Origin of the sequence: Dysgonomonas sp. HGC4, assembly GCF_001261715.1 — a bacterium.
Lineage (GTDB): Bacteria > Bacteroidota > Bacteroidia > Bacteroidales > Dysgonomonadaceae > Dysgonomonas_A.
The window spans coordinates 17,197-38,143 of record NZ_CVRU01000029.1 but is presented as its reverse complement, the minus strand read 5'-3'; the positions used below and the strand labels follow the sequence as shown (position 1 = coordinate 38,143).

19 protein-coding genes and 1 tRNA gene are annotated in these 20,947 nt (G+C 35.6%); 16 read left to right on the top strand and 4 right to left on the bottom strand.

The window, feature by feature from the left end:
• Positions 1–72 precede the first annotated feature (72 nt).
• Positions 73–147, bottom strand: a tRNA-Pro gene (locus tag HGC4_RS03085).
• Between the two features lie 152 nt (positions 148–299).
• On the opposite strand from HGC4_RS03085, the gene aspS reads away from it, so the two are divergent.
• The 5 genes from aspS (at position 300) to HGC4_RS03060 (ending at position 8,526) form a co-directional block, all read left to right on the top strand.
• On the top strand, positions 300–2,054 hold the full coding sequence (aspS, locus tag HGC4_RS03080) for an aspartate--tRNA ligase (RefSeq protein ID WP_050708653.1): 1,755 nt from the start codon (positions 300–302) through the stop codon (positions 2,052–2,054).
• A 210-nt stretch (positions 2,055–2,264) separates the two neighbouring features.
• Positions 2,265–2,720: a MarR family winged helix-turn-helix transcriptional regulator gene (locus HGC4_RS03075; RefSeq protein ID WP_050708652.1), complete on the top strand. Its 456-nt coding sequence runs from the start codon at positions 2,265–2,267 to the stop codon at positions 2,718–2,720.
• 12 nt (positions 2,721–2,732) lie between these two features.
• Entirely contained in the window at positions 2,733–3,836 is a 1,104-nt protein-coding gene (locus HGC4_RS03070; RefSeq protein ID WP_050708651.1) for an efflux RND transporter periplasmic adaptor subunit, read from the top strand.
• Between the two features lie 115 nt (positions 3,837–3,951).
• Positions 3,952–7,119, top strand: coding sequence for an efflux RND transporter permease subunit (locus tag HGC4_RS03065; protein ID WP_050708650.1), 3,168 nt, complete (start codon positions 3,952–3,954; stop codon positions 7,117–7,119).
• A 12-nt stretch (positions 7,120–7,131) separates the two neighbouring features.
• Positions 7,132–8,526, top strand: coding sequence for an efflux transporter outer membrane subunit (locus HGC4_RS03060; protein ID WP_050708649.1), 1,395 nt, complete (start codon positions 7,132–7,134; stop codon positions 8,524–8,526).
• Positions 8,527–8,612: 86 nt separating this feature from the next.
• Here the strand turns inward: HGC4_RS03060 and HGC4_RS03055 are convergent, their stop codons facing one another.
• Complete coding sequence (locus HGC4_RS03055; protein WP_050708648.1) at positions 8,613–9,467, bottom strand: AraC family transcriptional regulator; 855 nt, start codon at positions 9,465–9,467, stop codon at positions 8,613–8,615.
• 207 nt (positions 9,468–9,674) lie between these two features.
• On the opposite strand from HGC4_RS03055, the gene HGC4_RS03050 reads away from it, so the two are divergent.
• Positions 9,675–10,802, top strand: a complete 1,128-nt coding sequence (locus HGC4_RS03050; RefSeq protein WP_050708647.1) for an acyltransferase family protein — start codon at positions 9,675–9,677, stop codon at positions 10,800–10,802.
• 61 nt (positions 10,803–10,863) lie between these two features.
• Here HGC4_RS03050 and HGC4_RS03045 read toward each other — a convergent pair whose 3' ends face one another.
• Complete coding sequence (locus HGC4_RS03045; RefSeq protein WP_050708646.1) at positions 10,864–11,481, bottom strand: hypothetical protein; 618 nt, start codon at positions 11,479–11,481, stop codon at positions 10,864–10,866.
• Between the two features lie 289 nt (positions 11,482–11,770).
• On the opposite strand from HGC4_RS03045, the gene recN reads away from it, so the two are divergent.
• The 8 genes from recN (at position 11,771) to HGC4_RS03005 (ending at position 18,515) form a co-directional block, all read left to right on the top strand.
• Positions 11,771–13,432, top strand: a complete 1,662-nt coding sequence (gene recN, locus HGC4_RS03040) for a DNA repair protein RecN (RefSeq protein WP_050708645.1) — start codon at positions 11,771–11,773, stop codon at positions 13,430–13,432.
• Positions 13,429–14,139 carry an SMI1/KNR4 family protein gene (locus HGC4_RS03035; RefSeq protein WP_050708644.1) on the top strand — a complete coding sequence of 237 codons (711 nt, stop codon included), beginning with the start codon at positions 13,429–13,431 and terminating at the stop codon, positions 14,137–14,139. Before recN ends, HGC4_RS03035 begins: the two co-directional genes overlap by 4 nt.
• A 90-nt stretch (positions 14,140–14,229) precedes the next feature.
• The gene (gene rlmB / locus HGC4_RS03030; protein ID WP_050708643.1) at positions 14,230–14,973 is read left to right on the top strand and encodes a 23S rRNA (guanosine(2251)-2'-O)-methyltransferase RlmB; all 744 of its coding nucleotides are present in this window, start codon (positions 14,230–14,232) and stop codon (positions 14,971–14,973) included.
• Between the two features lie 28 nt (positions 14,974–15,001).
• On the top strand, positions 15,002–15,379 hold the full coding sequence (locus tag HGC4_RS03025) for a RidA family protein (RefSeq protein WP_050708642.1): 378 nt from the start codon (positions 15,002–15,004) through the stop codon (positions 15,377–15,379).
• 87 nt (positions 15,380–15,466) lie between these two features.
• Positions 15,467–15,844, top strand: coding sequence for a YccF domain-containing protein (locus tag HGC4_RS03020; protein WP_050708641.1), 378 nt, complete (start codon positions 15,467–15,469; stop codon positions 15,842–15,844).
• A 222-nt stretch (positions 15,845–16,066) separates the two neighbouring features.
• A complete protein-coding gene (locus tag HGC4_RS03015; RefSeq protein WP_050708640.1) occupies positions 16,067–16,570 on the top strand; it encodes a hypothetical protein in 504 nt (167 codons plus the stop codon).
• 129 nt (positions 16,571–16,699) lie between these two features.
• The gene (gene mnmA, locus HGC4_RS03010; protein WP_050708639.1) at positions 16,700–17,779 is read left to right on the top strand and encodes a tRNA 2-thiouridine(34) synthase MnmA; all 1,080 of its coding nucleotides are present in this window, start codon (positions 16,700–16,702) and stop codon (positions 17,777–17,779) included.
• Positions 17,780–17,876: 97 nt separating this feature from the next.
• On the top strand, positions 17,877–18,515 hold the full coding sequence (locus tag HGC4_RS03005; RefSeq protein WP_050708638.1) for a trimeric intracellular cation channel family protein: 639 nt from the start codon (positions 17,877–17,879) through the stop codon (positions 18,513–18,515).
• A 32-nt stretch (positions 18,516–18,547) separates the two neighbouring features.
• Here the strand turns inward: HGC4_RS03005 and HGC4_RS03000 are convergent, their stop codons facing one another.
• Positions 18,548–18,943, bottom strand: a complete 396-nt coding sequence (locus HGC4_RS03000; protein WP_050708637.1) for an iron chaperone — start codon at positions 18,941–18,943, stop codon at positions 18,548–18,550.
• A gap of 256 nt (positions 18,944–19,199) precedes the next feature.
• Between HGC4_RS03000 and HGC4_RS02995 the strand changes: the two genes are divergently transcribed.
• The gene (locus HGC4_RS02995) at positions 19,200–19,949 is read left to right on the top strand and encodes an endonuclease/exonuclease/phosphatase family protein (RefSeq protein ID WP_050708636.1); all 750 of its coding nucleotides are present in this window, start codon (positions 19,200–19,202) and stop codon (positions 19,947–19,949) included.
• Positions 19,950–20,076: 127 nt separating this feature from the next.
• Positions 20,077–20,712, top strand: a complete 636-nt coding sequence (locus HGC4_RS02990; RefSeq protein WP_050708635.1) for a peroxiredoxin — start codon at positions 20,077–20,079, stop codon at positions 20,710–20,712.
• Positions 20,713–20,947 lie beyond the last annotated feature (235 nt).

Below are 20,947 nucleotides of genomic sequence, written 5' to 3'. Positions count from 1 at the left end.
GCATGCAAATTGCATGTACATATAAAAATAAAAGAGAGCTAGATTTTAATCTAACTCTCTGATTTTGAACTGTCGGGATAGCGGGATTCGAACCCACGACCCCCTGCTCCCAAAGCAGGTGCGCTAACCGGACTGCGCTACATCCCGTATTTGATTTCCCAAATGCGATGCAAAGGTATGACATATTTTTTAATAACAAAATATTTAGAGATTTTTTTTTGAAAAAATGAGATCAGCCCAATAAAATAGCTATTTTTGTAACTCAAGAAACAGAATCCATATTAGTCAATTATTTTACTATGTATAGAAATCATACATGCGGAGAGCTTAGGCTAGCAGATGAAAATAAGGAAGTTATCCTGTCAGGATGGGTGCAAAAAGTGCGTAAATTGGGAGGTGGTATCACATTTGTTGATCTTCGCGACCGTTATGGCATTACTCAATTAGCTTTTTACAAAGATGTAAATGAAGATCTTTATGAGGAAGCTAATAAGTTTGGACGTGAGTGGGTTCTACAAGTTGTAGGAACCGTTCAGGAACGCTCGAGTAAGAATAAAAATATTCCAACAGGAGATATTGAAATAGCTCCAAGTAAAGTTACAGTATTGAATTCATCAGAAACCCCACCCTTTACTATAGAGGATGAGACAGACGGGGGAGATGATATCAGAATGAAATATCGTTATTTAGATTTGAGACGTAATTCTGTTCGTAAGAATTTAGAGCTTCGTCATAAAATAGCATTCGAAACTCGCGCTTATTTGGATAAGTTGAACTTTATGGAGGTTGAAACTCCTGTTCTGATTGGGTCTACTCCTGAAGGGGCAAGAGACTTTGTCGTTCCTTCGAGAATGAATCCAGGAGAGTTTTATGCTTTACCTCAATCGCCTCAATTATTTAAACAATTGTTGATGGTATCGGGATTCGATCGTTATTTCCAAATAGTGAAATGTTTTAGAGACGAAGATTTGCGTGCAGATCGTCAGCCTGAGTTTACTCAAATAGATTGCGAAATGTCGTTTGTAGAGCAGGAAGATGTGCTTCAAATGTTTGAGGGATTGACTAAGCATTTATTTAAAGTTGTAAAAGGTATTGATGTACCAGATTTTCCTCGTATAACATACGCTGATGCTATGAAATATTATGGATCGGACAAACCTGATACTCGCTTTGAGATGAAATTTGTTGAATTGAAAGATTTGACAACAGGTAAAGATTTCGTTGTGTTTGATAGTACCGAATACGTAGGAGCTATTTGCGCTAAAGGATGCGCCGAATATACACGTAAGCAGTTAGATGAATTGACAAACTTCGTAAAACGTCCACAAATTGGAGCTAAAGGTCTTGTATATGTAAAATGTGAAGCGGATGGAACATTTAAATCATCTGTTGATAAATTTTATGGACAAGAAGAACTTGCTACATGGGCGAAACGTTGTAACGCAGAGGCGGGAGACTTGATTCTTATTATCTGTGGAGAAACTGAAAAAGCTCAGAAACAGTTAAGCGAACTTCGCCTAGAGGTGGGAGAGCGTTTAGGACTTTGTGATAAGAACAAATTCAACTGTTTGTGGGTAATTGATTTTCCTTTATTGGAAAAAGATGAAGAGTTGAATAGATTCTTTGCAAAACATCATCCATTTACGAGTCCTCATAAAGAGGATATTCCATTATTGGATTCAGATCCGGCAACTGTTAGAGCCAGTGCTTATGATATGGTTATCAATGGTGTTGAAGTTGGAGGAGGTTCTGTGAGAATTCACAATAGTGAATTACAAGAGAAGATGTTTGAAGTTTTAGGATTCACTAAAGAAAAAGCTCAAGCTCAATTTGGTTTTCTTATGGATGCTTTTAAATATGGAGCACCTCCCCATGCAGGGTTGGCTTTTGGTTTAGACCGATTAGTGTCTCTATTTGCAGGGCTTGATTCTATACGTGATTGTATTGCATTTCCAAAAAATAACTCAGGGCGTGATGTTATGATTGATGCTCCATCTGTAATAGATGATGAGCAATTGAAAGAATTACAGCTAGTTGTAAATCTGAAAGACTGAAGCTAACGTTAAATTCTATAAAAAAAAGGATAGTTGCTTTTGGAGCACTATCCTTTTTTTGTACATTAGGCGCAGTATTATGCACCTTTGATTTTATATTATATAAGTAAAAAAAGTTAATTTATTCAATTTTTATTGATAGTAGGTGCGCTTATTATAAGTACACTTACTATATTTGCACCCACAAAATATAATGGATAATGGGTAAAGATGAATAAAGATTGTAAAATAGGTGATCCATACAATGATTTAGGTTTTCTTATTTGGCAGATAATGAAAACATGGCAACGAGGTAAGCATAAACTATTAGATGAGTTTGGGCTTACTGGTTCGCAGATGGAGGTATTGTCAGCTGTATATCATTTGGGACAAACGGAGCAGGAAGTAACACAAATCGCAATTTCGAATGTAACAAATGTTGATCCAATGACAACATCCACAATTCTTCGAAATCTGCACAAGAAAAAATTGATCAACAGAAAAGCTAGTAAAATAGATACAAGAGCACGTGTGGTAGAAATAACAGATGATGGTACAGACCTTTTTCTAAAAGCGATAACCAAAGTACGTCTTTCTACAGATGCTCTTTTGGAACATATGGATGGTGATGCCTTAAAAGCACAGTTACGATCTTTATTGGAAGTATTAAACAAGTTAAACAATTAAATAATATTAGGTATGTTTTTGAATAGGTTAAATGTTGGGGTATTAGTGGCCTTGTTACTTGTTTCATGTGGAAACAGCAAGCAGGAAGCGCCAAAGCAGGAAGCACCGGTATATCCTACCACTGTGCTGAGTGAACAGAATACAGTTTTGGAAACTGTATATCCTGCAACAATAAAAGGACAGGAAGATATTGAGATAAGACCACGTATTGACGGTTTTATCGATGCAATCTACGTTGATGAGGGAGCTCTTGTTAGAAAAGGACAGGCATTATTCAAGATAAACTCGCCACAATCAGAGCAAGCTTTATTATCTGCTCAAGCAGCAGTAAATAGTGCACAAGCGGCTTTAAATACAGCTCAGTTGAACGTTGAACGCATACGTCCTCTTGCTCAAAAAGGTATTGTAAGTAATGTTCAGTTAGAAACTACTGAAAACGCTTATGAATCATCGAAAGCAGCTTTCGCACAAGCTCAAGCTACATTGTCTAATGCTAAAGCAACAATGGGTTGGACGAGTGTAACTAGTCCTGTTGATGGAATCGTAGGTTCAATTCCTTATCGTCAAGGTAGTCTTGTGGATAAATCTTATGTATTGACCACAGTGGCAAATACAAATAATGTATATGTTTATTTTTCTTTGAATGAAAAGGATTTAATGGACTTTTTACAAAAGGCTCCAGGAAAAACTCAAGCAGAGAAAATCAAAAATATGCCTGAATTATCTCTTATTTTAGCAGATGGAACTGTATATCCTGAGAAAGGAAAGATATCAACTATTTCGGGATTAGTAAATACTACTACCGGATCAGTTAACTTTAGAGCTGATTTCCCTAACCCTCATGGATTATTGAGAAGTGGTACTAGTGGTAAAATAAGTATACCAAGACATTTGGAAAATGTTCTGCTTGTTCCTCAAAAAGCAACATTTGCACAACAAGACAAAGTGTTGGTATATAAGGTTCAAGGAGATTCAGTGGTTCAAACACCTATTACTGTATTACAAACACCCGGAGGTCAAGAATATGCTGTAACAGCTGGACTTTCTGCTGGAGATAGAATTGTAGCAGATGGAGTTGCAACATTAACCAACGGAAAGAAAATTAAAGTTCAATAATTTTAGTTTTCTATATTAAGGTCAAAGACCTGTTATTGCCTCATTTCTTGCAGTTAAATAAGAGTGGACGGCAATAGCGAAATACGATACATAAAAATATAAACTATAAAATACAATGTTAAAAACTTTTATAGAGAGACCTGTATTATCTACTGTAATCTCGGTTATTATAGTGGTATTGGGTATTATAGGACTGGTGACTCTGCCAGTGGAGCAATATCCAGATATTGCCCCTCCTACCGTCCAAATTAGTACGATGTACGATGGAGCCAACGCTGACGTGGTGATGAATAGCGTTGTAGTTCCTATTGAAGAGCAAGTGAATGGTGTAGAAGGTATGACATATATGACATCTTCTGCTTCAAATAATGGTCAAGCAACTATTACTGTATACTTCAAACAAGGTATCAATCCTGATATTGCGGCGGTAAACGTTCAAAACATGGTTGCCCGTGCAACTCCATTGTTGCCCGCAGAAGTTGTTAAAGTAGGGGTTACTGTAAGAAAGCAACAAAGTAGTACTATTTTGTTCTTAGCTTTATCTAGTGATAATCCAGACTATGACGGGCAGTTTATACAGAACTATGCAAATATCAATATCTTACCTCAGATCAAACGTGTATATGGGGTAGGAGATGCTATGGTATATGGAGCGAAAGACTACTCGATGCGTATCTGGCTTAAGCCTGATTTGATGACTACTTATCAAATTTCGCCAACGGAAGTTATTGCTGCGTTAACAGATCAGAATATTGAGGCTGCTCCAGGTGAGTTGGGACAAAACAGTAATCAGTCATTTCAATATACATTAAAGTATACTGGACGATTAAAATCTGCTGAGCAATTTGGAGATATAATTGTTCGTTCTCAAAATGGACAGGTTTTAAGAGTTAGAGACGTTGCTGATGTTGAATTAGGATCGTTGAATTATACAGTACATTCTTTAACAAATGGTGCAGAATCAGTTGTTATTTCTATTAGCCAGACTGCAGGGTCGAATGCTCAGGAAGTAATTAATAATATTCAGCAGACTTTAGACGAGGCTTCAGTTTCATTTCCTCCAGGTATGAAAGTGAGTTATTTGATGAATGCTAATGAATTTTTATCGGCATCTATCGAAAAAGTAATTCACACTCTGATTGAGGCTTTCATTCTTGTGTTTATTGTGGTATTCGTGTTCCTTCAGGATTTCCGTTCTACACTGATTCCTGCTATCGCGGTTCCAGTTGCAATTATAGGTACATTCTTCTTTTTGCAGATGTTCGGATTCTCAATCAACTTGTTGACTTTATTTGCTTTGGTTCTGGCGATCGGTATTGTCGTCGATGATGCGATAGTCGTCGTCGAGGCGGTGCATGCTCAGTTAGACTCAGGAGTTAAAGATCCTAAGGTGGCAACAATGGCTGCGATGAAAGAAATTGCTCCTGCAATTGTTTCTATTACATTAGTAATGGCTGCGGTATTTATTCCTGTAAGTTTTATTGGAGGAACAAGCGGTATATTCTATAAACAATTTGGATTAACTCTTGCAATTGCGATTGTTATTTCAGCTGTTAATGCATTAACATTGAGTCCCGCTTTATGTGCTCTGTTCTTGAAGCCTCACGAAGAAGGGCATGTTGAGAAAAAAAGCTTAATCAAGCGTTTTTATTACAGCTTTAATATTGCGTTTAATGCTGCAACTCAAAAATATAAAACAAGTCTTCACTTCTTAGGACGAAAAGGTCACCGTTGGATTACAGTAGCTATTATTGCTGTAAGTTCAGGTATTCTATTCTATTTGATGAGTATGATTCCTACAGGATTCGTTCCTCAAGAAGATGGTGGAGGTGTTATGGGTATGATTACTTTACCTCCGGGAGCGTCTCTTGAAAGAACAGACTCTTTGGTTACAGAAGTAACTAAAATAGCAAAAGATATAGAGGGTGTAGATATTGTAACCAGTATTTCGGGTGTAAGTTTTATGAGTGGATTGGGTAGCTCTTATGCATCAATGATTGTAAAAATGGTGCCATGGGGAGATCGTAAAATAAATACAAACGAAGTAGCTAGTATTTTGACGCAAAATACAGCTCATATACAAGATGCAACATTTATGTTCTTCGGTATGCCAACACTACAAGGCTTTGGTTTGAGTACAGGGGTTGAAATGAAACTTCAGGATAAAACAGGTGGAGATATTCATAAATTCTATGATATAACCAACAAGTTTTTGGATGAGGTGAAAGCTAGCGATAAAGTAATGATGGCGATGACAACCTTTAACCCAAATTTCCCTCAAAAACAGATTGAGGCGAATATGGCAAAGATAAAAGATGCAGGTTTAGGTCTTTCTGATGTAATGACAACCATGCAGGCTTATATCGGTAGTATGTATGTGTCGAACTTTAACTTATATGGTAAACAATTTAGGGTAGTGGTACAAGCTTCGCCCGAATACAGATCTAGCATTGAAGATTTAGGTAAGATATTTATCCGTACTTCAAGTGGAGAAATGGCACCTATAACAGAGTTCTTGAATATTACAGATGTTACAGGGCCACAGGCTTTGACTCGTTTCAATATGTTCTCATCAATGGATGTAACTATCATTCCTAACTTTTACAAAGGATATAGTTCGGGAGACGTTATTCAATTGGTTGACGAGGTTAGTAAAACAGCACTTCCTCAAGGTTTTGGATATGAGTATTCAGGCATGACTCGTGAAGAGGTTGGTAGTGGAAGCCAAACGGTAATGATCTTTGGTCTTTGTTTGATCTTCGTTTATCTTCTGTTAGCTGCTCTATATGAAAGTTATATCCTTCCATTGGCGGTAATTATATCATTACCAGTTGGTCTTGCAGGTGTATTCATCTTTATCTTTGTAGCCATGATAGGAGGTAGTGGTATTGTAAATAACATTTACGTCCAGATATCCTTAGTCATGTTGATTGGTCTATTGGCTAAGAATGCAATTTTGATTGTAGAATATGCTATACAGCGTCGTCAACAAGGAATGAGTATTGTTGATGCAGCTATCAATGGTGCAGTAGCACGTTTGCGTCCTATCTTGATGACATCTTTCGCCTTTATCTTTGGTCTTATGCCTTTGATGTTTGCATCAGGTGCAGGTGCTATTGGTAACAGATCTATTGGTATTAGTGCCATTGGAGGTATGTTTATTGGTACTATGATTGGAGTATTGGTGATTCCGTCTCTATATATCATTTTCCAGAATATACAGGAAAAATTTAGTAAATCTGGAGTATTGAATTCTGAGGATAAGACAATAGCAAGCAAGTAAATAGAAATAAATATGAACAAGAAATATATCAAAGGAATTATTCTATTGGGGCTAACCGCCTCAATAGGATTCAGTTCCTGTCAGGTTGTCAATAAATATAAAACTCCAGAGGTTGATTCAGAGGAGTTATTCAGAGATGAAAATCCGACTGATACTACATCTATTGCGGACCTTTCGTGGAGAGAGTACTTCAAAGATCCTATTCTTCAGGCTTTGATTGAGGAAGGCTTAGAGCAAAATTTTGATATGCAAATAGCAATGACTCGTATTCAACAAGCTGAGGCTAGTTTGAGTATGGCACGTGCTGCTTACTTTCCTAATGTAGCATTGGTTGGTCAATTTAATCAATCAAGAACTAGTATTAATGATGCTGGTGTTAAAGATGTTTTGGGATATAGCTCTACTCAATATGGTTTAGGTATAGCTGTAACATGGGAAGCTGACCTTTGGGGTAAGTTGAATAGACAAGCTCGTGCTTCGTTTGCTCAAATGCTATCAACTCATGCATATCGCGATTTAATACAAACATCTCTTATATCTAATATTGCTACATCATACTATTCTTTGATGGCATTGGATGAGCAATTGAGAGTTACTAAAGAAACTGTTGAATTATTGAGACAAAGTAGCGAAACAATGCAGGCATTGAAAGATGCGGGTATGTTGAATGGTGCTGCTGTAGAACAAAGTAAAGGTTTAATGTATGGTACTGCAGTAAGTATCCCTAGTTTGGAAATTCAAATTAGAACATTAGAAAATAGTCTTTGTTTATTGTTGGCTCGTAAACCGGGTTCGGTGATGCGTGCTTCAATCGAGAATCAGGATGTACCCGAAGAATTATCTTTTGGTGTACCAGTTCAGATGTTAGCAAAACGTCCGGATGTGCAACAAGCAGAACTTGCTTTTAGAAGTGCATTTGAATTGACTAATGCAGCTCAGGCTAGTTTTTACCCATCGTTGACTTTAAATAGTGGTTCTTTGATTGGTTTTGTAGAAAACTTCAAACCAGAGAATATTATAGCAAATATCTTGGCGAGTCTTACTCAACCTATCTTTGCTCAAAAGCAATTGATCGGTCAATTGAGAATTCGTAAAGCTCAACAAGAAGAGAGCTTACTTTCATTCCAAAAAGCTGTTTTGACTGCAGGAAAAGAAGTCTCAGACATTATGTATACTTATGAGGCATCTTTAACTAAGAATGCTCCACGAGCTAAGCAAGTAGAGTCTTTGGGTACAGCAGTTTATTTTACTCAAGAGCTTTTAAAAGCAGGCGAGTCTGATTATACTGAGGTATTGATCGCAGAACAAAACTTATTACAAGCTCAATTAGGACAAGTTAGTGATAAACTAGAGCAGTTACAAGCTACAGTTGACTTGTACAGAGCACTAGGAGGTGGTGTTAAATAATTACCCTTTCAATATTTGATAAAAAAAGCATATGCTCAATTTGAGTATATGCTTTTTTCTTTTAAACTAGGAGGATGGGGACATTGTTAAGATGCTGTTTTTCTATATTCAGTTGGAGTTATATTCTTTATCCTCTTGAATACACGATTGTAATACGGAATATCTTTAAATCCAGATATAAAGCAGATTTCAGCAATTGATAAATTTGTCTGGATAAGCATCTGGCATGAAGATTCAATTCTATATTCTGTTAAATAGGAGAAGAAGGTTTTGCCTGTCATCTTCTTGAAGAAGATACAAAATGATGATTTATCTAACTCTATAAGTTTAGCCATTTCGTCTAAGTTTATATTGTTCTGATAGTTATTCATAATATATAATTGAATTTTTTGCATCCTAATCGTTTTTTTATCCTCAATTATAGGTTTTCCTACGGCATTACTATCCTTAGGTGAGGAAATCAGGACTAAAAGTTTAATTAGCGAAGATATCCTTTCAATTTCTGTTTGCTTTATCATAGAAAGCATGAGATTCTGCAATTGTATTAATGTATTCCCTTTAAAAGAAATTGCTTCTGTATTATGTTGCATTCTTTTTATATACTTATCCATTTCAGGAAAAGCAGCTATACATTTTTCGAGAAACAGGTCGGAAAAAGTAAGTGTTATGTTCTCTATTCTTCCAGTTTCATCTGCATCAAATTCATTAAACGACCAGCAGTGGGGTATATCAGGTGGAATTAGTATAATTTCATTTCTCGAAAAAGGCTCTATTGTATCGCCAATAATTCTAGTCCCACTTCCTGTAATAACATAGGAGAGTTCCCATGTTTTTTGTTTATGAAATGTTATTTGTTCATTCCAGTATATTTTTACATGGTCAAAGAAGAAAGAATGCTTCTGTAATTCGGGAACGTAAGTATATTTTGATTTTTCGAACATTTTATATCATATTTTTCTTTATCATTCAAATATAAGACAACTATAATTAAATATAAGACAATTGAAATCATTCTATTTATTTTATTTTTGTGTTTCCTGATGCTTGAGGGGAAAATAAGGGTCGATACTATTAAAAACTATAAATTTGTATCATTATCCAGCTTAGTTAGCCAATAAAGTTTGATAGATTTAATATAATATAAAATAATGGAAGGAAAAGCAGATCTTAAAAGTTCAAAACCACATTACGAAATTCTCGATGGTTTGCGGGGTATTGCCGCTGTATTAGTTGTCTTTTTTCATGTTTTTGAGACTCACTCAGGTGGTGATCATTCGAAGCAAATTATTAATCATGGTTATTTAGCAGTCGATTTTTTCTTCTTGCTTTCAGGTTTTGTACTTGCATATGCTTATGATGACCGTTGGGGTAAAATGACACTTAAAGACTTTTTTAAACGCCGTATTGTTCGTCTGCAACCAATGATTATTGTGGGTTCTTTAATCGGGGGGCTATTATTCTACTTTCAGTATTCTCCTGATTTAGGTTGGAGCGGAATAAATGAAGTTCCTGTTTGGAAGATGCTATTAGTTATGGTAATCGGGTTTACCTTAATACCTGTAGGTAAAGGGTTAGATATAAGGGGATGGAATGAGATGCATCCTTTAAATGGTCCTGCATGGTCTCTATTTTTTGAGTATATAGCTAATATTGCTTATGCACTTGTTTTGCGTCGTGTTTCAAAAATAACATTAGGTATTCTTGTTGTAATAGCTGCGGGATTCACACTTCAGTATGCTGTAACTAATCCTAACGGCGATATTATTGGTGGTTGGACTATTGATGATCTTACCCAATTAAGAATTGGTTTTACACGTTTGGCTTTTCCTTTTTTAGCGGGTTTATTACTAGCCAGGATAAGTAAGTTGCGTTATACTAAAAATGCTTTTTTATCAGCAGGTTTATTATTGGTTGTACTATTAGCTATGCCTCGTGTGGGAGATGCTGATAGCTTATGGATGAATGGCTTGTATGAGTGTTTCTGTATAATGATATTGTTTCCTTTTATCATTTGGCTGGGAGCAGGAGGTAAAGTAAAAGGTAAAAAGGCTTCAAAATTCTGTAAATTTCTAGGAGATATATCTTATCCGGTTTATATAACACACTATCCTATTGTATATGTATATATGGCTTGGGTTGCCAATAATGGCTATACATTGGAAGAAGCATGGCCTTATGGACTGTTGGCGGCTGTTACTTCTATTATAGTGGCATATATAACAATGAAGTTTTATGATCTGCCAGTTAGAGAATGGCTTCGAAAGAAATTTCTATAATTTAGGAAGTTATTACTATATATTCTAAACGGGCTAGCCTTTAATAAACTTATCGTGTTTATTAAAGGCTAGTTTGTAAATTTCGGCGGTGTCGGTTAATCTCATCGATAACAATAGTTGTGCTTAAACTTATTCTTTGGTATGCTTTCTGAAAATCGGGATTATCATCTAATTGAACATTACGACGTACAAACTCATCGATACTAAGATCATCGCTATATCCTTTGAAGATGGAATCTTTAATTTTCTTGGCCTGCTTTAGAGTCAAAGCCATACCCTGTAAAGACGGTATTGCCGCTAATGTTTGTATAACCGATGATAGTTCATTATAATCGAGCGATGTTGCAAAGTCCTTTTCCTGTACTATGGCAATCCACAATCGTGTCTTGTTGAGATTATCCAACGTTATATTATTTATAGGCTTATAGTTCTGATCAAATAATTCTTCTTTGATAAATGAGATAGTTCTGTTCAAGTCAAATTTCTCTTTTTCATAGAATTGTACTGCCATCTCTTTACTACAACCTGTTTCTTTACATATGTGTTCGATCGACTTCGATTTAAATATATCGGCACAGACTTTAATATCACCATTGTTTTCTTTTAGGAGCTTTATTGCTTCTGCCATTGGTATAGGCATTATTTCTCTAAGCGCTTTTACTTTTATTTTGTAATCCATATGCTTTAAGGTCTAAGACCTTTTTGTTTCTTTGATGAGTGTAAGAACTAAGTATAGCTACAACTATTAAGATGTTGTAATTAATATTTAATGCATTATTATCTAAAATGCGAAGATACAAAGGTGTTTCTAGATGATGAAATTTCATTACCTTTGTTTTTTGTAAGTAAGTGTAAATATTAATGCTATAGCTTAGATTCATAAGAGGTTGTAGATATTATGCTTACAAAAAATATTGGATGGGCCTAAGGTCTTAATGGGTATAACCCTTATTTTTTAGTCAAGATATATGCTTAAGTCATTATATATAAAAAATTATGCTTTGATCGACAGTCTCGAAATAGACTTCGAATCAGGATTTTCTGTCATCACAGGTGAGACTGGTGCCGGTAAATCAATTATACTAGGAGCTTTAGGGCTTATTTTAGGACAGCGGGCTGATCTTAAAACGATTAAGCAAGGTGAAACTAAATGTATAATAGAGGGTACTTTTGATGTCTCGGCATACGACCTTAAGAGTTTTTGTGAAGAAGCTGGTATTGACTATGACCCCAATACCTATATATTGCGTAGGGAAATATTATCGACAGGTAAATCAAGAGCATTTATCAATGATACACCCGTATCGTTGAATGACTTAAAAGATTTAGGTAGTCAATTGATAGATATACATTCTCAGCACCAAAATTTGATGCTAGGGGATAGTCGCTTCCAAATGCAGGTTGTAGATTTGCTTGCGGGTACGGGTAGTTTATTGAAAGAGTATCGTGAAGCATTTAAATTTTATAAGAATGCTGATACAGCACTATCTAATCTAAAAGATTTAGCAGCAAGAAGCAAAGAGGATGAAGATTATCTTCGTTTTCAATTTGAGGCTCTGGCAGAAGCTAATCTAATAGAGGGTGAACTTGAAGAACTGGAACAAGAGCAGGAGACACTGAATCATGCCGAAGACATAAAATTAGCTTTGTATAAAGTATATACTTTGCTTTCGGATGATGATAAAGGGGTTGTTTCTTCTCTAAAAGAGGGATTAACCGCTGCCCGAAGCTTATCAGGGATTTATGTGCATGCCGAATCTATTGTACAACGTTTGGAGACAGCATATATTGATCTGAAAGATTTGAGCACTGAAAGTGAGCGTTATGCAGGTGATGTGGAATTTAGTCCCGAGCGTGCATCGTTTCTCGAAGAGCGTTTAGATCAGATTTATACTTTACAACAGAAGCATAGAGTATCGTCGGTTGCTGAATTGATTGCTATATATAACGATTTAGCACAGAAGCTTACGAGTATCGATTCGTATGATCAGCAGATAGAAGAGCTTCAAAAGGAGTTGATTCAGAAACAAGAGAAAATGTTAGTCCTAGCTGAAAAGCTAAGTAAGAAACGTAAGTCAGCAACTAAAAATATAGAGAAACAACTCATCGAAAAGGTAGCCTATTTAGGAATACCTAATGTTCGATTTGAGTGTGAGATAACTGCACGAAACTATCCGGATGCTTCGGGTATAGATGATTTGCAGTTTATGTTCTCAGCAAATAAAAACGTACCCTTACAACCGGTAGCAGAAGTTGCTTCGGGAGGTGAAATTTCGCGAGTAATGCTTTGTTTGAAATCGATGATTGCAGGGGCAACAGCTCTTCCTACAATTGTTTTTGATGAAGTAGATACAGGTGTTTCTGGTGAGGTGGCTGATAAAATGGGGCATATTATGCAGGAGTTTGGTGGTCAGATGCAAGTTTTGGCTATTACACATTTACCGCAGATTGCTGCAAAAGGAAAAGCTCATTATTTTGTATATAAATCGCACGAAGGGGATAGTACTACTACCAACTTGCGAAAGCTAACAGAGGATGAGCGTATTAAAGAATTGGCACAGATGTTGAGCGGGTCACATATAACGGATGCTGCGATAGAGAATGCTAAAGTGATGTTAGGAAAGAAATGAATAAAATAAAAGAAACCGCAGAAAAAATACTTGGACGTAAATTAGAGGCGTCGGAGGGAGTAGATATTCAATCTTTAGAAGTAGCAGAGAAAAAACTAAATGTGAAATTTCCGCAAACTTTAAAAGATTTTTATTTAAATGTTGGTCGTATAAGTTTGTTTACCGATGCTTTCGAATTTTTCGCAAAGCCTAAACAAATATATATAAAGAGCAACAAATTAGTCTTTTTGGAAGAAAATCAGGCTGTCCTTTCTTGGGGGATCGATTTAGAAGATCTAGGAAAAGACGTAGTTCCTGTATATCATTCGCCAAATATAGGAGATCCCGAAGGCGAAGTAATCTGGTATGCCGAAGCTTTACCTTTACCTGAATTCTTGGTGTTGATTATGTTTTATCAGGCAGCTAGTGCTGATACCGACATACAAGCAAAAACAGCGGGAGGATACTCTTTAAGCTATATTGGTTACAAGAGCGATCTGGAGAGTGCTGAAATATGGGGCAAATTCGAAAAAGAGCTAGCTGAGAAATGGGAAAAGGTAGTCGATGGTAATGGACTAGTTATTCATTGGTGTAAATATGGATTATTGCTCTATTATTCTGTTCAAGATTTGGATACAGATGTAGATGATTTGATATACCTGAGCACAAGAAAAGACTATGATTTGTCTGATTTCAAAAATAAGTTTGGTTTTCAAAAACTAGACTAAAAGTAGGGGTGTTATATACATCCATTAGTAAATAGAGAAATAAAATAAATGGGCGTATGTAATACGTCCCTACGATATAAAACACTTTTAATGAAAGAAAAAGAAATGATTTTTGGCATACGTGCCGTTATAGAAGCTATAGAAGCAGGAAAAGAAATAGATAAAATAATTGTAAAGAGAGAACTTCAAGGCGATCTTTTTAGAGAGCTTACGGCTGCTTTACAATCACACGATATACCTGTTCAAAGAGTTCCGGTGGAACGTATCGACAGATATACACGTAAAAATCACCAAGGTGTAATTGCTTTTTTATCGGCGGTTACTTATGAGAAGATTGAAGATATTATTCCTTTTTTATATGAACAAGGAAAAAGCCCTTTCATCTTGGTTTTAGATGGGCTGACTGATGTTCGTAACTTCGGGGCAATTGCTCGTACTTGCGAGGTTGCAGGAGTTGATGCTATTGTAATACCTGCTCGCGGAAGCGTTACGGTAAATGCAGATGCTGTAAAGACTTCGGCAGGAGCATTGATGAAGATTCCGGTATGTAAAGAAAACAGCTTGACAGAAGCTATTCAGTTTCTTAAAAATAGTGGAGTAAAAGTAGTAGCTGCAACAGAACGCGCAGCTCAATTATATACTGAGGTTGATTATACCGGTCCTGTGGCTATTGTAATGGGTGCAGAAGATGTAGGTGTGTCTAATGACAATCTTCGTATTTGTGATGATTTAGTGAAAATTCCACAGTTCGGAACTATTGGTTCGCTGAATGTTTCGGTAGCTGCCGGAGTATTGATTTACGAATCTATCAGACAAAAAGGATTGAACGCATAATATTGACAATATTTATACAACGTAGAAAATGAAAAAAATAATATCAACTAATAATGCTCCTGCAGCAATAGGTCCATATAGTCAAGCAATAGAAGTAAACGGAACACTTTATGCATCGGGACAGATTCCTATTGACCCAGCTACTGGCGATTTTGTAGATGGAGGCATTAAAGAACAAACTGAGCAGGTTTTCAAGAATATTAAAGCGATCTTAACAGAAGCAGGTCTTACAACTAGCAATATTGTAAAAACAACAGTTTTGCTTTCTGATATAGCTAATTTTGCAGCAATGAATGAAGTTTATGCAACTCAATTTGAGGGAACATTTCCGGCTCGTTCTGCTTTTGCGGTAAGAGATCTTCCTAAGGCTGCTTTGGTCGAAATTGAAGTAATTGCTGTTCGATAAGGTCGCAGCCATTTTCTATTGCTTTTGTAAGTAAAATTACAATAACTAGGCTATTGATGTGACATGTAGTAAAAAATATTACAAAAAATGAGAAACTTTATAGGTAATCTTATCTGGCTCGTGTTTGGTGGATGGGCAATTGCTCTCGAATACTTTATTGCAAGTATCGCTATGATGGTAACCATCATTGGCATTCCTTTTGGGTTACAATCTATCAAATTGGGGGTGCTGGCAGTATGGCCTTTTGGCAGTAAGGTAGTTACTGTTGAAGAGTCATCTGGATGTCTCAATACAATAATGAATGTTATCTGGATTATTATAGGTGGTTTTTGGATTGCTCTGACTCATGTGTTTTTTGGAGCTCTGCTTTGTATAACTATCATTGGTATACCTTTTGGATTGCAGCATTTTAAATTTATCAAATTAGCATTGTTTCCCTTTGGAAAGAGGGTTGTAGATGCCTAATTGAATGATTATATAACGAATAGAGGTCTTTATACTAACTTTTGTATAGAGGCTTTTGTTTTTCATATAGATAATGTATATTGGAAAAAGGCTTTGATATTAAAAGAAAGCATTATTTTTGTAAGATAATAAATAACTACTGTAAACCAGCATTGGAGAAAGTTGTTTATAGGGAATGTATTATTAGATTATAGTACTAATTTTTCACTTAACATAACTAGGATGAAGAAATCAAAGATATTATTATTGTTACTCCTTTTACCTGTACTTTGCTATGGCCAGTTGATAGGGTTTGGTGGGCAATATTCGAATGGAGCTAATGGACAGTTTTTTGCCAGTATGGCTTTTCCTACTCTTCATGAGAAGAACAAATTGAATACTTTTGTTTCTAGTGGACTGGAAATAACAACTTCGGGTGGTGCTGAGATGAGTGGTTTAAATTTAAAACCCATTCAGATCAAATCCTTTTTGAGTGAAGACCTGTTCAACAATAATCCATTTACTATACTAGTTGGTGTTGATGGTGGTTATCTATTTGATTTCAGACGAGGACAAAAAAATGGAATTGTACTGACTCCTAATGTTTATGTTGATTATAAGTTCTTCTTTGTGAAAGCCGGATACGACTTTGATGTAAGTAATGGACGAAATCAGTTTTTTGCAAGAGCCGGTGTTGGGATTGGTTTAGGAGTATTAAAAATGTTTGCTAAAACTCGAATCTGGTAATCGTATTTAGTAATGTGAAACTTTTGTAGAACACTAATACCTTAGTCGGGAGATGGAGATTTAGTGCGATATAGATTAATAAATAGGTCTGAGACCTTAATAAATGACCAAAGGAGGTCGCTTTAGAAAATGAAAATAGCAGCTCTTGTATCGGGAGGCGTTGATAGTTCGGTAGTTGTTCACCAATTGAAAGAACAAGGTTATGACCCAACCATTTTTTACATACGTATTGGTATGGAAGATAAAGATGGTTATATTGATTGCCCTGCCGAAGAAGATATAGAAATAACAACTTATATTGCTAAAAAATATGGTTGTAAAATGGAGATAGTATCTCTCCATGAAGAGTATTGGGAAAATGTTGTGAGTTACACAATCGAAGCTGTAAAAAGAGGCCTAACTCCCAATCCTGATATTATGTGTAATAAGATGATTAAATTTGGCTGTTTCGAACAAAAGTGGGGACATGAGTTCGATAAGATAGCTACAGGTCATTATGCAACTACTACCGAATTGAATGGGAAAACATGGTTATCTACTGCAAAAGACCATGTTAAAGATCAAACATATTTCTTAGGACAGATAGATTATATGCAAGCTTCTAAATTGATGTTTCCGATAGGTAATCTATTGAAAAGCGAAGTTCGTGCTATTGCAGCTCAAGAAGGTTTACCTTCTGCCATGAGAAAGGATAGCCAAGGTATTTGCTTTTTAGGTAAGGTCAATTATAATGATTTCATAGGTAGATATTTGGGTGAACGTCCCGGGAAGATTGTGGAACTTGAAACGGGAAAAGTTTTAGGTAAACATAATGGATATTGGTTTCATACCATTGGTCAACGTAAAGGTTTAGGACTGGGTGGTGGACCTTGGTTTGTAATAAAGAAAGATGTTAAGCGAAATATTATATATGTATCGAATGGTTACGACCCCGAAACTCAATATGGCAAAACGGTAAACCTAGGAGGTTTTTCGTTTATCACAGAAGATGTTTGGGGCGATTTTGAGGGTAAAAAAGATATTACTTTTAAAGTGCGTCATACTCCTGAATTCACAACGGGAACTATCGAGAAAATAGGTGATATATATCGTATTCAATCAGATGAAAGAATACAAGGTATTGCTTCCGGACAGTTTGGTGTTGTTTATGACAAAGAATCAAAATTGTGTTTGGGAAGTGGTGTAATTGCAGACGAACAGGCTGATTAAGGTTATAAACTTATTTATTTGCTCTAACAAATGCAACAGCAACAATTGGCTGTTATTCTAAAATATATAATACTTTGCATTATTTGATGTTTGTAATATGAATCAGCTACCTGACTTTTGGAATAATATCCAATTTGTTGATATAATTGAATTTCTGGGAACCTTTGCTTTTGCTATTAGTGGTATTCGGTTAGCGTCTGCTAAGAGGTTCGATTGGTTCGGAGCATTAGTTGTAGGGCTAGTCACAGCCATAGGAGGGGGTACATTGAGAGATCTTCTTTTAGGACTTACCCCTTTCTGGATGCTTTCGAGTGTATATCTGTGGTGTACTGTTTTTGCCTTGTTTTGTGTGATTGTGTATCGCAAAATCTTAGTTCGTCTCAACAATACATTCTTCTGGTTCGATAGTATTGGTTTAGGACTCTTTGTTGTAGTAGGTGCAGAGAAAGCACTAGCCTTGGGGTATGCTTCTTGGGTAATTGTGATAATGGGTACTATAACCGGTGTTGTGGGAGGAATTATTCGTGATATTCTGATCAATGAAATCCCTATAATTTTCACTCAAGAACTCTATGCTGTTGCTTGTATAATAGGAGGGCTCTTATTCTGTTTGCTAAACTATTTAGGAGTGGGAATGCCTATTGTTCAAATATCAACTGCTGTATGTGTATTTGTAATACGAATTTTGGCAACTAAATATCATTGGAGGCTACCTATTCTCAAAGGAGAGGACTAGCTGCTCGGTTCTGATTTCCTAAACCATTATAGTTAAGGAATTTTTTTTGTTTTTCGATTTAGTTTTGATAGATTCTCTTTCTCTCGATATTTTATAATTTTCTTTATTAATGTTATAGGAAGAGGTTTATCAAGAGAAAATCGAATAGTTCCTTTAGAGGTTTTATAGTCAACTAACTCATCTTTAAAAGCTTCAATAGCCTCTGCACCGGGAAACAAACTCACATGTTTTGAAAAGCCACCGAAATAAATTAGAATACCATTTAATTTATAGGCTGGCATCTCATAACTGATGCATTCTTCAGCTTGTGGAACTGTTTGTTTGATGATACTTCTTAGTTGTACCAAATATTCCTTTACAAGTGGAGATGCGGCTGCAATATATTCATCAACAGTAGTGGGTTTTGGTGGGTCTATTTCTGATTTCATAATTATTTAGGCAGATTAAAATTATAAGTTCTTCTTTAAATAAAATGTACTCTTATACATTTGTGTACCTATATTTTATAACCTATTTCCGATAGATTTTGTTCGAACCTTCAAATTCTGCGTAAATATCTCTCTGTTATAATTCTTCCTTTTACTGAATCTTAAATAAGACAATATTTCATTTTCAATTGGTATATTTGTATTTGTCTACAACAGTTATATAACTGGGTTTACTTATGCCTTAATTTATAAAAATATGAAAGCACGATTAATTACATTTTTGACTAGTGTCTTACTTTTTACTTCTTTGAGTATTAGTTCTCAAAACGATCTCCGCATTATGACTTATAATATCCGTAATGGGATAGGAATGGACATGAAATCCGATTATAAACGTACAGCAAATGTAATAAGTAAGTACCATCCCGATATTGTAGCTGTTCAGGAGGTTGATAGTGTAACTAACCGAAGTAATAAGCGGTTTGTATTAGGAGAGCTTAGTGAATTAACGGGGATGTACTACTATTATGCTCCTGCTATAGATTATGATGGAGGAAAATATGGAACAGGGTTATTGTCTAAAGAAAAGCCTATACACACGAGCTACACGGCACTACCGGGTAGAGAAGAGCAAAGAGTGTTGCTTATTGCAGAATTTGATAAGTTCGTGTTTTTAGGAGTTCACCTTTCTCTAACCGAAGAAGATCAGATAAAGTCTATTGAAATCATTAAGCAAGAGCTTGCAAAACTAAAGAAACCTGTATTTGTTGCCGGCGATTTTAATGCCCATCCCGATTCTGAGGTAATTGGACAGTTAAAGAAAAGTTTTAAAGTCTTGAGTTCTTCAGATAATACATTTCCGGCAGATAAACCTTCAGAATGCATTGATTATATCGCATTAGATAAAAGAACTTATAAAAGTCGATTGTTTAGAAATAGTTTTGTTGTGGATGAGCCTGAATCGTCAGATCATAGACCTGTGTTAGTTGATGTTAAACTTCCATGAAAAGTGTTTCTATATAACGATATCCGATTGCTTCTATCTATAGCTGCATAGTGATTATCTATTTGATTTGTTGGTGTGAAATTTGTTACTTTGTTTATAAGAAAAAATAACTAAATTAATTAAAATCATGGCAGTATTAGTAGGTAAAAAAGCCCCTGTATTTAATGTTAGTGCAGTAGTAAATGGTAATGAAATTGTTGAAAATTTTTCGTTAGAACAATTTATTGGAAAGAAGTATGTGGTATTCTTCTTTTATCCGGCAGATTTCACTTTTGTATGTCCCACTGAATTGATTGCATTCCAAGATCAAATCGCAGAATTTGAATCTCGCAATGTAGCTGTAGTAGGTGCATCAACAGACTCTGCATTCTCTCATTGGAAATGGCTGCAAACTCCACAAAATCAAGGTGGTATTCAGGGCGTTAAATATCCGATTATTTCTGACCAAACATTAATGGTTTCTAAAAACTATGATGTTTTAGCCGGTGATACAGATTATAACGATTTTGGAGAAGAGGTTTTCGTAGGAGTTCCTCAAGCTTATCGTGGTCTTTTCTTAATTGATAAAGAAGGTATTGTACGTCATCAAGTTGTAAATGATATGCCTCTGGGACGTAGCGTTGAAGAAACTCTTCGTTTGGTTGATGCTTTACAATTTACAGAAGAATTTGGTGAAGTATGTCCTGCAAACTGGAAAAAAGGAAAGGAAGGTTTGAAAGCTACTCAAGAAGGTATTTCTGACTATTTATCGCATAGCCACTAAGAAATAACTGATATAAATAACAAAGCCACAGCAATCTAATTGTTGTGGCTTTGTTGTTTTTGAAGATATTGTTTTTTGATTTATATTGATAATGAATAAGATTACTTTGATCTATGATATAAAGGGTGGTTGCAAAAACAAGAAAAACGCTACTTATCTCTCCTTTGTAACTTTTCTATAAGTTATTTGTTGAATAACAAAGATTTGAATTTTGTTTCGTAATTTTGTCTTAAAC